The 14,658-nt window shown below is 32.3% G+C and carries 15 protein-coding genes; 9 read left to right on the forward strand and 6 right to left on the reverse strand.

Features of this window, described 5'->3' with window-relative positions; genetic code table 11:
* Positions 1 to 378: 378 nt before the first annotated feature.
* Complete coding sequence (locus EDF66_RS24330; RefSeq protein WP_132845745.1) at positions 379 to 846, reverse strand: hypothetical protein; 468 nt, start codon at positions 844 to 846, stop codon at positions 379 to 381.
* Positions 847 to 912: 66 nt separating this feature from the next.
* Positions 913 to 1,692: a DUF695 domain-containing protein gene (locus tag EDF66_RS24335; protein WP_132845747.1), complete on the reverse strand. Its 780-nt coding sequence runs from the start codon at positions 1,690 to 1,692 to the stop codon at positions 913 to 915.
* A 414-nt stretch (positions 1,693 to 2,106) separates the two neighbouring features.
* Between EDF66_RS24335 and EDF66_RS24340 the strand changes: the two genes are divergently transcribed.
* From EDF66_RS24340 to EDF66_RS24350, 3 genes are all read left to right on the forward strand, one after another.
* Positions 2,107 to 2,496 carry a nuclear transport factor 2 family protein gene (locus EDF66_RS24340; RefSeq protein WP_132845748.1) on the forward strand — a complete coding sequence of 130 codons (390 nt, stop codon included), beginning with the start codon at positions 2,107 to 2,109 and terminating at the stop codon, positions 2,494 to 2,496.
* Positions 2,497 to 2,602: 106 nt separating this feature from the next.
* A complete protein-coding gene (locus EDF66_RS24345; protein WP_132845750.1) occupies positions 2,603 to 3,766 on the forward strand; it encodes a hypothetical protein in 1,164 nt (387 codons plus the stop codon).
* A 299-nt stretch (positions 3,767 to 4,065) separates the two neighbouring features.
* Positions 4,066 to 4,353, forward strand: coding sequence for a hypothetical protein (locus tag EDF66_RS24350; RefSeq protein ID WP_207898755.1), 288 nt, complete (start codon positions 4,066 to 4,068; stop codon positions 4,351 to 4,353).
* A gap of 24 nt (positions 4,354 to 4,377) precedes the next feature.
* Here EDF66_RS24350 and EDF66_RS24355 read toward each other — a convergent pair whose 3' ends face one another.
* Complete coding sequence (locus tag EDF66_RS24355) at positions 4,378 to 5,364, reverse strand: GlxA family transcriptional regulator (RefSeq protein WP_132845752.1); 987 nt, start codon at positions 5,362 to 5,364, stop codon at positions 4,378 to 4,380.
* A 154-nt stretch (positions 5,365 to 5,518) separates the two neighbouring features.
* Here EDF66_RS24355 and EDF66_RS24360 point away from each other — a divergent pair, with 154 nt between their 5' ends.
* From EDF66_RS24360 to EDF66_RS24370, 3 genes are all read left to right on the forward strand, one after another.
* Positions 5,519 to 6,106 (forward strand): SRPBCC domain-containing protein, encoded by a 588-nt coding sequence (locus tag EDF66_RS24360; RefSeq protein WP_243656132.1) that lies wholly within the window; start codon positions 5,519 to 5,521, stop codon positions 6,104 to 6,106.
* Positions 6,107 to 6,297: 191 nt separating this feature from the next.
* Positions 6,298 to 6,585: a hypothetical protein gene (locus EDF66_RS24365; RefSeq protein ID WP_132845753.1), complete on the forward strand. Its 288-nt coding sequence runs from the start codon at positions 6,298 to 6,300 to the stop codon at positions 6,583 to 6,585.
* 28 nt (positions 6,586 to 6,613) lie between these two features.
* Entirely contained in the window at positions 6,614 to 6,733 is a 120-nt protein-coding gene (locus EDF66_RS24370) for a hypothetical protein (RefSeq protein WP_243656135.1), read from the forward strand.
* A gap of 161 nt (positions 6,734 to 6,894) precedes the next feature.
* Here the strand turns inward: EDF66_RS24370 and EDF66_RS24375 are convergent, their stop codons facing one another.
* Both EDF66_RS24375 and EDF66_RS26650 read right to left on the reverse strand, forming a co-directional pair.
* Complete coding sequence (locus EDF66_RS24375; RefSeq protein ID WP_132845755.1) at positions 6,895 to 7,473, reverse strand: hypothetical protein; 579 nt, start codon at positions 7,471 to 7,473, stop codon at positions 6,895 to 6,897.
* A 12-nt stretch (positions 7,474 to 7,485) separates the two neighbouring features.
* Positions 7,486 to 7,563 carry a DUF1963 domain-containing protein gene (locus EDF66_RS26650; RefSeq protein WP_132845821.1) on the reverse strand — a complete coding sequence of 26 codons (78 nt, stop codon included), beginning with the start codon at positions 7,561 to 7,563 and terminating at the stop codon, positions 7,486 to 7,488.
* A 194-nt stretch (positions 7,564 to 7,757) separates the two neighbouring features.
* On the opposite strand from EDF66_RS26650, the gene EDF66_RS24385 reads away from it, so the two are divergent.
* The 3 genes from EDF66_RS24385 (at position 7,758) to EDF66_RS24395 (ending at position 12,403) form a co-directional block, all read left to right on the forward strand.
* A complete protein-coding gene (locus EDF66_RS24385; RefSeq protein WP_132845756.1) occupies positions 7,758 to 8,207 on the forward strand; it encodes a nuclear transport factor 2 family protein in 450 nt (149 codons plus the stop codon).
* Positions 8,208 to 8,402: 195 nt separating this feature from the next.
* Positions 8,403 to 10,487, forward strand: coding sequence for a glycosyl hydrolase family 28-related protein (locus tag EDF66_RS24390; RefSeq protein ID WP_132845757.1), 2,085 nt, complete (start codon positions 8,403 to 8,405; stop codon positions 10,485 to 10,487).
* 203 nt (positions 10,488 to 10,690) lie between these two features.
* Positions 10,691 to 12,403, forward strand: coding sequence for a right-handed parallel beta-helix repeat-containing protein (locus EDF66_RS24395; protein ID WP_132845759.1), 1,713 nt, complete (start codon positions 10,691 to 10,693; stop codon positions 12,401 to 12,403).
* A 275-nt stretch (positions 12,404 to 12,678) separates the two neighbouring features.
* Here the strand turns inward: EDF66_RS24395 and EDF66_RS24400 are convergent, their stop codons facing one another.
* Positions 12,679 to 14,082, reverse strand: a complete 1,404-nt coding sequence (locus EDF66_RS24400) for a hypothetical protein (RefSeq protein ID WP_132845761.1) — start codon at positions 14,080 to 14,082, stop codon at positions 12,679 to 12,681.
* Positions 14,083 to 14,658: the final 576 nt, after the last annotated feature.

A 14,658-nucleotide genomic window follows, 5' to 3' on the forward strand; every position in this document is an offset into this window, starting at 1 on the left:
AAGAAAATACACCGGAAAAGTAAATGTATTTTTTTGAAGAAAAGTGGTGAAATACTTTTGCTAAAAATTGATGAAAGTAAATTTGCTATTTACAATGATATATTAACACTGTAAATCATGATGAGAATTAGGCCATTTTTAAACATCAAAATGGCCTAATTCTCATTAGATCCTTTATCTTGGCGTTTAACTGCACAAAATAAGTAAAGTAAAACAGAAAAATAACCATGAGATTGGCTGAATGAAATATGGGATATAAAAATAATCAACTATGATAAAGATTAACCAGGTTGTTATTAAAACTGTAATTTTCTTAATCATATGGCGTTTAATTCGAAATTTCGATTATAAATCAAATTATTAAAGGTCTTATATATATTATAAAATCTCAGCTTCCCCAATTTGGTTTTGGCCTTCGTGAATCCACCATACAGCACCTTTTGTTAAGTATTCTTCTATACGTTGGTGAATTAAGAATCTTGCAAAGATACGTCTCTCTTCTCCTGGAAGTATCTCATTAATATCTTCAAACACAATGTCGCCTATATATGTTTGATCTATTTTTCCATCTGCTGTATATTCGAAAACATGTTTTGGACGATAACCGCTTATTATACCAGTTTTGCGACTGCCCTCCTCAGTTGATTTTAATCTTAGGATTGCATTTAATATGATTAAGCCATTTTGATTTTCATATTTCAAATCACCAATACTTGTGTGGGAGTATTTATCATAAGCCATTACATCAAACACTTTGGACTGACCAGTATCTATCCAACGTTTATAAACTAGGTTTCCATTGATGTATAAATACAATTCATTGCCCTCTATTTTTTTGAAAATCATCTTTCAATTTTTTATGCCCCAGTATTAAGGCATTTTATTCAGTGGTTATCTCATTGTATCTGATACTTATTCAGTAGCAACCTTGATTAGCATTTCATTGTACATTGACCAGTTTTCATCTTCAGTGATGTTATAGGTAAAATGTAAATCTTTTGTATTTGGTTTCATTGCTTCTAAAATATTAATGGCATTTCCTTTATCAGCAATCGCAAGATAGAATTTTCTTATACCATTATTAGTTGTCCGAAGTACATAATAGCTATTTATTCCTGATTTTTGAAGATTATTTTCGATCGAAATCTCAAAGTCATGTAAATTTTGTAGATCTTCATTAGAAGGAAGACCTGTTCCGTCGGGCGTTATATACGGAATAGTAAAATTGATAAAGTATCTAAACTCAGCCTTATGAGCAAAGCTTTCCAGAGCCGTGTTTATGATAACTAATTCAGGAAGGTTATTATTTATAAGATCACCGGTTTTGAATTCTTCTGGCACAGTATAAGTATCCCTTTCGATAGCACTTTGTCCATCTGGATTTCCTATATCAAAGCCATCATATTCTACATTATATTTTTCTGCTAGAGCATATAGGATTTTATTGAGTTCGAACAAGGAATGAGCATCATGTTTTTCAATCCGGGAAGCACTTAACCACCAATAATCTTCTTCACTTTCTTCTATCGTAATTGATGAGAAATTATTTTTGTTTAATTCCTTGTTTAATTCTTGAAGGTTGATCTTATCATCTGAGATAAAACAATATGTGTATAGAAAATTGTTATTGCAATTTATTCCATTCGAGCTTAAATTGTTGTAAAAGTGTTCGATTGTTTCAAATGTGATCATATTGAGGTTTTATTTTAGCTATTAAAATTACATTAAAAGAATTGTACTTCTAATAGAAATGAAAGTTTTTAATGGTCTACGTTTATTGATACTCTAATAATATTGTGAATTTAGCATTTTGAATCGATCCTCACAACTTCACCTATCCATCAACATCGTTTACCGAGTTTTTAGTTTGTTTAATCTAATTGCCATAGGGTAGGGACGATTTACATCCTACTTTTGAAACAACAAATAAGAACTAACAAACTATAAAATAAAGACATTATGAACCATCATGAGTACATTGGTAATTAGTTGCCAGAATTTATACTCATGATAGCCTTATCACCTTTAAATAACAAATTACCTAGATAAAAAACTTTAGCAAAAACATTCGCAGAAGCAGCCTTGATCGCAGTATCTACTTTCACTATGGCAGCAGGCAATCCAGAAGTAGCAAACCCTAAAAAAGCTGTAGTTAATTTATCTACAGCAGATTTGGCCATTGATCATTACGTTGCGGTTATGACAGAAGGTCAATCGGCAGGAGTAGAGCAGTTGTTTACATCAGACTTCAGTCAAAAAGTAAAGGCATCAGAAGATAAAACCAATAGCCGTTCAGAAGTTATCAGCTTCTTGAAAAAGCAAAAAGGAGAGCAGTTAAACTGTAAAACAAGTACTACCATCGTACAGGAGTCAGCAGACTATATGATCGCCAAAGTAACGATGCAGTTTGAAGGTTTTACCAAAAGCGATCTCGTGACTTTAGTCAATGACGGTGGTAACTGGAAAGTATCCCAATCGATCAATTCTTACAGGTAAATAAATTCTAAAAATAATATATATTAGCATTAAACTCTGATAATATTTTCTAATAGATTTAACAACTAAATTGTTCATGATATTATGTACTAACCCCAACATATTAATGTTAGCATTAAACTTGGTTTTTTACTGCTGTTTGTCGCAAGTAAACAATAAGAAATCGGTACCGCTGGATGGGATGACCTATTCACAATTAATGCAAAGTGCATCGACTAAATTGACCTCGCATGAATATGTGTCAGCACTGCGTGATTTTAGCCAAGCTTTTAAGCAGCATGACTCGATTGGTAAATATGATTACGCAAATGCTATGGTTGCTGCCTATAAATTAGATAGTATCCAATTGGCATTAAATTGGTTCAGTAAAGGAGTTGAATTAGGGCTGGGGTTAAGCAATGGTGAATATGAATATTTTAATAATGCTAGCGATTTTCCTGGACTCAAAGATCAACCTCACTATCAAGCATCTTTAGCTCAGATTTCTGAAAAACTGAATAACCAAAAAAGTGATAAAGCCCTCAAAGATAAGCAATGGTTCCAAATGATTGAGAGAAATGGGGAAAATGTAAAACACAATAATGATTCACTTAGCATTGGTTTTTCGCTCTATTGGAATGATTCAGGAACTTATAAAGTTCCTTATTTGGTTTTTTTGCCTAAAAAATCAATCAATATTAAAAACCTAAAGACCATTGTGTTTTTGCATGGAGGAGTTGTTACTACACCTGAATTTTCATATCAAGAATCATCAATTTCCAGCGAACCAATATTCAAAGTTGCAGATAGTTTAGGATTTATTGTTATTTACCCCTTTGGTAAAAAAACTTATGGTTGGGTTAATCAGAAGGAGGCCTTTTATCAAATCCTTGATATCGTAGATGAAATAAAAGGAAAATATCCTTTAGTGGAACAGGACATATATCTGGGTGGTATGTCTAACGGAGGAACAGCGACGTTTTGGTTTGCGAGCCAATCAAAGACACCATTTAAATCTTTCTTTACATTTTCAGGCAATTGCGAATTAAAAGTAGATGCCATAGATTGGAAAAAAATAGATGCTTCAAGATCTCTATACTCTGTCAACGCAATTGATGATAATGTATTTCCAAAAGATAACATACAAAGATATTATTCTGAGAAAAGTGTAATTGCACAAGGGTGGCATTTAGAGATGGTAGAATCAGGCGGGCATGGCTTTATCTATGATCCGACTGCTTTAAATCTATTTCTTATACCTTTCTTTAAAAGATTTTTGAATATTAACTGACATAGAACTTTATCTAAAGTTTTATTATTCATCACATTTCATACTTTAGTGAATGTCGTCGAGTATAAAAAAGTTATTGAGACAGCTTTGAAACTGAAAACGATGGGTTTATCGATAGAGCAAATTGCTGAGGCGACAGGCCTTACCATCGACGAGATTGAAAAACTGAAATAAATCAAATAGATCATATAAAACCTATAAAGCCATTCTTGACAGAATGGCTTTATAGGTTTTATCCCCTCCTTAAGGCTTCCCGTATTTTTTAATCAAACCGATCCTTTACGGATTTAGTGAAATATATGAAATTGCAACTAGACGAGTCAAATCCTATTGTAAACGAATCCCATAAAAAATTATACAAAGAGGGTTCTGATTTTTGGGAAGGATATCATTGGTACATCATAGAAAATGATAATAAATTAATTTATAGACATCACGGAGGTATATACGGAATGCAAAATTGGTTTGTGATTTATCCTAAACAAAATATAGGGATATCTATATTGACAAATACCAGCTTTGATAAAACAGGAGAAATTTTTGAAAAAGTAGTTGATAACTTGTATAACGACATAAATATAAACTAATCTATTGATAAAACTTAAAAACAATCAATTTCCACTATTATATTTTTCTTTGTAGTCAGTTGGTGCTATACCTGTAATACGATAAAAAACTTCTCGAAATGCTTTAGTATCATTGTAACCAACGTCATACATTACTTCGTTGACAGATTTTCGAGAATTTTCAAAATATTTTTTCGCGGCTTCCACTTTTAGTCGTTGTAAATAATCAAACGGTCTTAAACCGGTTGCCTTTATAAATCTTCGGTCAAAGTTTCTTCTGCTCAATCCAAATTTTACAGATAGATCTTCAATGGAAATTTTATCTTGATAATTTGCTTCCATATAAAGTTGTGCTTCAAGAACTACTTCATCAATGTGATTTTTATGTCCGTTAAAAATTAAAAATTCAGATTGTTGATTTCTATCTAAATCTATCTGAAAATATTTTGCACAATAAATAGCTGTTTGCCGGTCATAAAATTTTTCGACCAAATATAGTAGCAAATGCAAAAAAGAATAAGCACCACCATTAGTATAAATTCCATTTTCATCCGTAATTAATTTATCAGTCTGTAAATTAACATTCGGGAAAAGTTCTTTAAAACTTTCAGCCAATGCCCAATGAGTAGAACAAACCCTGCCAGTAAGTAAACCAGCAGATGCCAACATAAAACTTCCCGCACACATACTTGCAATTTCTGCACCTTGTTTGTATTGCACTTGTATCCAGTCAATTAATAATTTGTTGTTTTTTGTAGCGGTTTCATAGTTACGAATTAAAGTTGCAGGAATAATAATCAGGTCATTTTTTGGACATTTAGTTATAGTGAGATTTGATTTTATAGTCAAAAATTCATTTTTGAGCAATTTTTCATCTGTAGCACTTACCAAATCGACCTTAAATACGGATTGCTTATCCAATTTTTCGTAATACGAATTGGCAGTGATAAACATTTGATAGGTACCAATTATACAGGCAATGGTACTCATACTAGTTTGGTCATCAGGAATTAAAATACTCAATTGCTTCATAATAAATTATTTGAAACAAAAATAACTTTTAATAATGTCTAAATCAACCCTTTAAAATGTCTAATTAACACCCTCTATTAGTTTAATATGGAAATTATCTTTGTATCAACCAAGCAGCGAACTGAAAAAATAATCTTGTAAAATTAAAAAGAACATGAAAACATCAATTTCATTTATTATAACTTTAGTATTATTATCCTTTAACTCAAAAAGTACAACTGTCAATAAAACTTTAAAAATACAAGAAATGGAAAACAACAATTACACCTCAACTTTTAAAGTTGACAAAGACGCCTCAACTACCTTTAAAGCTATTAAAAATTTTAGAGCTTGGTGGTCAGAAGAAATAGAAGGGAATACAGAAAAGCTTGGAGAAGCATTTTTATATCATTACAAAGACATCCATTTGTGTAAATTAAAACTGGTAGAAGAAATCCCAAATGTCAAATTAGTTTATCTGGTTACGGATAATGAATTTAACTTCATAAAAGATAAAACGGAATGGGTAAATACCAAATTGATTTTTGATCTTTCTAAAGATGGAGAGCAAACAAAAGTGACTTTTACCCACGAAGGTTTAACACCACTAGATGAGTGTTTCGAAATTTGTAATGATTCTTGGGCAAATTATATTCAAGGTAGTTTGAAAAATTTAATAGAAACTGGAAGAGGAAATCCAAATGCCAAAGAAGGCGGTCTTAATGTTGAACTGGTTGAAAAATCGGGACTACCAAATAAATAACGAATTACACGCAATAATATATCAAAGCAAAAGCGCTTCGAGTGCAAACTTTAGCCACTTTTGCTTTTAATTATTACTCTTTAAAGTTATCCAGTTTTACGGTTTCATAGTTTTATTATTTATCTTTTGAAATTGAATAAGGATGGGCACGTTACAAGAAAACTGGAGCTATAACCATACTCTATGGACATTTGCTGTCGGATGATTTAACCGGTGCGCAGTTTAAGATCATTAGCAAAGCGATCAGCAGTTCCAATCTTATCGGTTACAATCAGGTGGAGAAACTGTTAGCAGGATCTTTATTGGCAAAAAAGGCAACATTGAAAGTAATTAGCTTAAACAAAGATTGGTATTCCATTCAAGATATTGCCTATCGACAAACATGGAAAGGAGAGGTCTTGGTAAAGCTATTTCAAGAAGTAGTTATTATGGTACTTAACGTAACAAATATCTTTGGAAAAATTACAACCCGAATTTGAAACTGGTTTTTCAATAAAACAAATCAACTTGTATCGTCAGCTTTATCGGACATTTCCAATTGTGCACGCACTGCGTGCACAATTGAGTTGGACACAGTACAAATTGCTTTTAGGTGTTGACAGAGAGAAGAAAAGAGAGTTTACATAGTATTAAAATTGGTAAAGCTAACAAAGCTGTAAATATTTATTATAGTCCATTTTGTTTGCCATGATCATGGCAAAATGTCTTTCCGCTTATAAACAAAGGTGTCAAACTCGATTGAATAAAAATATAATTAAATAGTATTAGACGTTTTTTACAGAATGATTCTATTCGTCTATATCCTCATATATTAATTCATTTTTTAGTTTGCTTATCGTAATTTTTCTAAAAGTAGGGGCATAATTATTTTGTCCACTGGGTTTAAAATACTCCCTAACATAAGCATCTTCGGTTTCATAATTCTGTATAATTTTGGAGCCCCAATACTGATTTAATGAATTATAAGATTCAATGTGATTAGAATCTTCGGTCGAATGGAAGTTTTTGGAATTTATAATTTTCGAAATAGCTTTTTGTTTATCAAAATTAGAGATTTTAAGCGTAAATGTTTCATAACTCTCACCAATTGCAAACGATGAGTTATTGTTACTGATCTTAAATTCATCTACTAATGTTATCCCTTGTTCTTCAACTAGTTTGAGCGCATCAGATTTTGTGAAAAAATAATCACTAAAAAATAGATAACATGTAAATAATAGGAAAATAATACCATAGGTAAGTAGCAGATATCTTGCAAACCTTGGATATCCCAGTTTTTTAGGAATTGTATATATCAATAATCCCACGACAATTGGTATACCTATGAAGATGACAAATAAAATCAAAGGAAAAAGAAAATCATCCATAAAATTAAATGATTAACAACAATCCCAGTTGAACCAAGCTTTGTCAAATCGCTGATTTATCAAATCTTCAGGTTGAATCATTGGCCGCATATTTTAACTCGTTATTAGTTTGGTAATCCTTTCCAATTTAACAAAAGAAATGATAGGTTACAACTTCACCTATCTATTTCCTTCGTTCACCGAGTTTTTAGTTGGTTTAGTCTAATTGCCATAGGGTAAGGACGAATTACATCCTACTTTTGAATCAACAAATAAGAACTAACAAACTATAAAATAAAGACATTATGAAAACTTTAGCAAAAACATTCGCAGCAGCAGCCTTGATCGCAGTCTCTACTTTCACTATGGCAGCAGGCAAACCAGATTTATCGAACCCTAAAAAAGCGGTGGTCAATTTATCTACAGCAGATCTCGCCATTGACCATTACGTTGCGGTTATGACAGAAGGACAATCGGCAGGAGTAGAGCAGTTGTTTACAGCAGATTTTAGCCAAAAAGTACAGGCATCAGAAGATAAAACCAATAGCCGTTCAGAAGTTATTTCCTTCTTGAAAAAGCAAAAAGGTGAACAGTTAAACTGTAAAACAAGTACCACCATCGTACAGGAGTCAGCGGACTATATGATAGCCAAAGTAACGATGCAATTTGAAGGTTTTACCAAAACAGATCTCGTGACTTTAGTGAATGACGGCGGTAACTGGAAAGTATCCCAATCGATCAATTCTTATAAGTAGTCAAGTCTAATCCATATATTAAGTAGAAGCCATGTCGTTAGATGTGGCTTTTTTTACTATAATTATCTATGTTGGAATATTCATGATGAACGACTTTTCGGTAGATCTTGTTTACCGCTTAGATAGCAGCTATTCTTCTTAGATCTCCCCACTGTTAGCTATACTTTTGTTGTACAAATTTAAAAAACATAAAATATGGCAAATGAACTTTTAATTAAGAACACGATGGCAGATATGCGAGAGTTATCTGTAAGTGAAATCGCATCATTGGAAGGTACAAACCCAACTCATGCTGGAATAGAACTATTAGGATATTATGAAAAGGGCGATACACCAGCTCCGATTATTTATTATTTGAGCACATCAACAGATCCCGACGATGGAGGAAGCGTGGTTGAAGTGCGGGGAATTAAATTGGAGCATGAGTTTAGAGATGGTATTGATGTTCGTTATTACGGTGCAAAAGGAGATAATATTAATGATGATACTTTGTCATTTGTAAAGGCACTTCAAAAGTCCAAGGGCAAATCATACGTGAAAGTTTCTCCAACAGGAAGTAAATATCTGGTCGGCAATATTACATTACCTCCTAATACAACCTTAATTGGGACCGGAGCTAATCCATGTGCTCAAGGTGTGCAATATGTAACTGGTGCACCAACAATAAATAAAAATGCCTCTACGATCAGAATTAAGGACGGAGCTTCAGGTTTCACTTGTAGTAATGATAATATCACTAGAGATGTTGGCGGTTTGATAGAAAATATTGCTATTGAAGGTAATTCTAGTGATAACGCATTTGGTATTAAAATAGATTCTTCCTCATGGGGTTTAAGAAAAATTGCTATCGTAGGATTTACTCAAGGTTTTGGTATCATTATGGGGAAGTGTTGGCGAGAGAATTATTATGATATAAAAATTAGACGATGTGGTATTGGTATCTTTATGGATGGAGAGATAGGGCCAGTTAATGGATGTACGTTCACAGGTTTGATGATAGAAAGTGTGAGGATTGGTATTTATCAAAGACGAAATATTGGAGGATCCTCCTTTACTTCTAATACTTTTGTGTCAAGCATTATAGAAGATTTAAGAGTAAGAATTGCAACTGAAGAATGGAACATTCCTTCCGCAGTTGTTATACCTCAAAATATTCTTGATAATCTTGAACTAATCGATTCAAGTAAATTATGTGCTGGAATATTAACAGAAGCAAATTGCAACTGGTTATTTGATAGTATATATACAGAAGCCATCGACGGAGTGCATATCTATGCCGGTTTAAATTGTTTTTTCACCTTAGTGTCTGGTTATATGATACAAGGACATACTACAACAACAGCAGAGTTAAATTGGAGAGGTTCTATTGCAAGTACGATAACCGGAGAGTTCCGATTTATAGGAACAAAGATTGTTTACAATGCTGATTACATGATATACAACAAACCTTTGTTTACAGTTCAGCTTTCTAGATCGAATCAATTTCAAATAAATTTGGAAAAATTAGGAAATGATACCGAACGACCTTTGTATAGAAATTCATCAACTACAAATGATTTTTATACCGGCATCAACAGATATAATTTAAGCAGTACGTATGAAATGGGTAATAGGAAAATGCGTAATTATACAGCAAGTGAGGTTGTAAAAAGTCCATTTTATATCACAGATTATATTGACGGTACCCTCCTAAGTAACGCAAACAATACAATTGATATATCAACTTTGATAACGGGAACTGCAAGATATAATCTGACGATAAACACCAATAATAACTACATTTTAAGTATTGATAATGCAATTAATACAAAGATAGTTCCCGGGCAAAGATTTGAAATACATATCAATGCATCATTAAGTAATGGTGGTACATATTCAGTTACGGCAGGAACAAATGTTGTCCTAGATACTGCTGATATTACAAATATATCGCTGAGTGGGAGGTTAAAATTGGAGTTTTTAGCCTTGTCGGATAAAAGATTAGTACTGATTGGAGTGTATAGAGTTAGACAGGCAGCTGCAGTATCTAATATCAATCTGCCGGATTCATCTTTAATTACATTGTCCGACATAATTGGTATTTCCACTAGCGATGCTGTAGACCCTACTACTACACAAACACTTCTCAATGAGGTAAAGTCCATGCTTAATCTTGGGATAGCAATGACAACAGAATTAAAACTTAAGTATAACAGTACTTCTCCACTTACTAATGCTTTAAAGACACACCTAAATGCAAAATTACAAGCAGATAGAAACAGTGGTCAGCAAGCAAATTAATTCGTCAATATAGAGTCAGGAGTCCAAGCTGTGTTCGAAAGAACACGGCTTTTTCTGTTTTATACCGTAGTATAACATGCTGGGATATACAAGATGACCAACTTTTCGGTAGATCTCGTTTACCGCTTAGATAACACCTATTCTTCTTAGATTCCCGTAGGGTTAGCTATACTTTTATTGTACAAATTTAAAAAACATAAAATATGGCAAATCAATTTTTAATTAAGAACACGATAGCAGATATGCGTAACTTATCTGCAAGTGAAATCGCATCATTGCAAGGCTCAAACCCAACATATGCTGGAGTGGAGCTATTGGGATATTACGAAATAGGCGATATTGTTACTCCTAAATATTATTATCTAACCAATATAGCACAAGCAGATAATGGAGGTAACATAATTTCAGTCGGTGGTGGTGTAAAGCTTTATTATGCAATTGACTCTGAGTTGAATGTAAAGTGTTTTGGAGCTAAAGGAGACGGTGTTGCTGATGATACAATCAGCATCCAAAATTGTATTAACACTATGGTAAACACTATATATTTTCCGACCCCAACTGTAGGGTACAAGGTTACAACTTTACGGATAAAGGAAAGACAGACGCTTAAAGGCGACTGTAAGTATAGTCAAGCCATCGGTAATGTGAATGGAGGAATTATTGGAGATGGAATAAATATTACAATAGTTATAGGAAATGGTGTAACTAGCAATGAACAATTTATATCTCCAAGAATATCTTATGTGGAATTACAAGATCTTATTATTACAAACCTTGGAGCAGGATGTATAGATATCAACGGGTGTATTAATTGGAGGATTTTTAATTGTAGGATCCGTAGTAATGGTGATGAAGTTAGGACGATAGATGCTAATTTTTCATGGAGAGGAATAATTTCGGATTGCTACATCGATGCTAGTGGAAATAATTCATGGGCGATTAGTTGTTTAAATCAGATGAATGGTGTTCAAATTCATAGAAACGTAGTTACTGGCGGATTAAAGGGGGGGGCTATTATTTTTGGTAGGGGGCAAGGTGTTTCCATAAAATGGAACACTATTGAATATTGTCAGAAAGGTGTTTTTGTGGCCAGCACAGCAGATTCTGCGAGAGATGGCGGTGTCAATGGGTTAGAAGTAAATAATAATTACATAGAACGAGTAGGTGCGCCAATTTGTTTAGCAAAAAATTTTGGAGTAAATGGAGCCAGTGTAAGTAATAATTATCTTGTTAATAATGGTGATGATGTAACACCATCTGATGGAATTAAATATGGTATAATCACTTGGGGAAGAATGCGAAATACTACAATAGAAAATAATACCTTATGGAGTAACAACATGAGCATGTATGTTTGGCATTTACCCGTTGAAGATCCTTTAATGTGTGTTGACAATAGAATAGAAAATAATTATGAGAATATGACTGATCAGGCCTCATTATTTTCTTTGGCTGGAGCATATTCTAATAATTCAGGATATTTAAGAACTATGGGAGGAAGAAATTATTTCTCATTTTTTAAGAAATATGAGACAAAAGGTTTACAGTCTTCAAATGAACTTAGAGAATGGATATCTCCATTATATACTGCAAATGAAACTATAATTTTGCATCAGTGGGTTGATATGGATATTTTGAAATTTGGAGGTAATATTTTTCATATTCAAATTATTGACAAAATAGGAGATGTGACAGGTTGTGGTCTTCGAATAGGTAATAATAATAATGCCAATGCCGTCATTGCAAATTTGGATATTGGTACATTGGTATATAGGAGCGGAATTGCTACTGTTAAAGATAGTATATCTTCTGCATCTATATTTCCAGATATACTCAATACAATCGGAATTACGGGTTCCACTTTACCTACCTCTACAGGTACTTTTAGAGTGAAGATATTGTACAGGGCATCGTAGGATAATTTAAAAAACATAAAGAAATAAAAGTGATATTTTATTTTTCTGTTTCTTCATCCTAATTCTTTTTGAGAAGGTCAGGTTTTGTATTAGATCAATAAAAGAATTTAATACTTTTTTCTTGTTTTTTAATATGGGATGGAAGGAGAATAGTTGAACTTCAAAACAATCAGTACTACCGTACAGGAGAATTAATATGTTAAAACGATGGATATTTTTTCGAACAGCCATCGTTTTAACATATTCTAATTGAAAGTATCTCTATAAGGATAACCTTAAAACTTAAGTGATTTTGTAAAACCTATTTGTATTTGAGAAAAATCTTTTTTTCTATCACCCCAAACTAGATAATTAGTAAATCTCAAAAATATCTTATCGTCTCCTTTAGCCTTTGGTGATGCATAATAAATTCCACCTCGTAAAGCTAACATTTCTTCTTTAGAGCTATCAAAATATTCATTGTCATTCAGTTTTTGCCACATATATTTTGCGTTAAGATCAATTCCAAAATTGTCTATCACTTTAGATTTAAGATTCGCTTCAAAGTATTTTATATGGTTTATAGCATTTGTCTTTTTTTCATCTATATGAACTTTGCTTGAAGTATATAAGTAACCAGCCTTTAATTCAAACGAGTTTGCAGGTTTCCAGTCCCATCTAAGTACCGTCAGGTCAAATCCAACTGCAAAATTGTGCCTTCTGAAGATCTCAGTTGGATTCACATTATTATCACTAATCACAATAGTGTCAAATTTGCTATCTATTCTGTTGTAATGAAAATGCGGTTGAAATGTTGGGAATATGTATAAAAACTTATTTGGATAGTTTAATCGATGTAAATAAAACTTAGCATTTGCTTCGAAGTTCACTAGCGCATTAGGTTCATTTCCTAACAACCCCAGTAAATCTGAATAAGCAGTAAAGTTAACTAGAGAATTAATGTCGCTGTTTTTGTTGAGAATGAGTGTTCCTGGAGTTTTGTCATCCTGATTGTCTAGACTGAATGTTTTATTATCCGGTAGATATCCAAATCTTTTGTTAGACTCAAATACCACAACATTTTTTAACAAGATGAATTTATCTCCGTCAGCGTTAAAAAGTCTGTCATTACCTCTTTTTTCAAGGTGTACAAGAGCTATAGGGGCAGCTTTATTTGTGTAAGTGGTTCCATCGCTAAGATAGACTTTAATAAATTCTAACATTCCTTCTTGAATATCAAACTTTGCACTATCGATCTTTATAATCGGAGCATCATAACCCATATTATCAGAGTCACTTTTAACTTTTATAGTTAATAATTGATAGTTTTTTTTGTCAATTTCTTCCTTTCTTATTAATTTGAGGTATAGGTTTTGAAAAATATTGTTGACTTCATTACTTTTTAACTTGTCTTTTTCTTCAATCTTGGAAGCTAATTCCTTGTCATAAACTATTGTTTTTATTTTAAGTATTACACTTCCAATTGCTGTGTTAGAATCCGTATTATCATTTAGGATTTTTTGAATTAGTTTTTTTAAATCTTCCTCTTTAGTTTTTTCAGTGTCGGAAGGGGATTCTTTTGGTGTCCCATCATTTGTGGTTACATTAATTTTTTCATCGCTCAATAATGGAGGGGTTGATTGCCCCCAAGCCATGCCATAAAAAAGTAGCGTAATCAAGGTTAAGTTGATTTTTTTCATAATTTGTAGTTTTAGTTGTTGGTTATTTTTTTAATGAAAACACTTGAATTAGTTCCTCAAAAATTGGTTAATAGTATTGTAATTCCCAGAAAACATTAAGTTATGAGTGGAGATTTTAAGTTTAACTATTGTTTTTTTTATATTAAAAACAATAATTATCTATTTGTTTTTTCGAAAGATTAAGTAACAGTTCGCTGTCAATATGTATAATTATGAAATTGGCTCAAAAATAAAATATGGCTAGTTATTTTATAGACTAAATTTAATTACAAATATTGATTGTGCAAAATTTTTATAAAAAAATAAACTTAAATATCATTTTGTAACAGTGGTATATGAAGGCATTTCTGAAAATTTAAAAATATTTTAAATTCTTATTTTATAATTATTTGATGATAATAGTGTTTTTAATATAACGTACTACAAAATTAATGGTTCTTTATTTGATTGTTATTACAATCGGGCCGATGTAATAGCAATTTAGATGCAGTCCCTGAGGAATAGATTGGTGTTTTAACAATGCAAATATTATGGTGCCGGAGGGACATTAAAATGTTGTGTATATCCGATTATGAA

Origin of the sequence: Sphingobacterium sp. JUb20, assembly GCF_004342035.1 — a bacterium.
GTDB lineage: Bacteria > Bacteroidota > Bacteroidia > Sphingobacteriales > Sphingobacteriaceae > Sphingobacterium > Sphingobacterium anhuiense.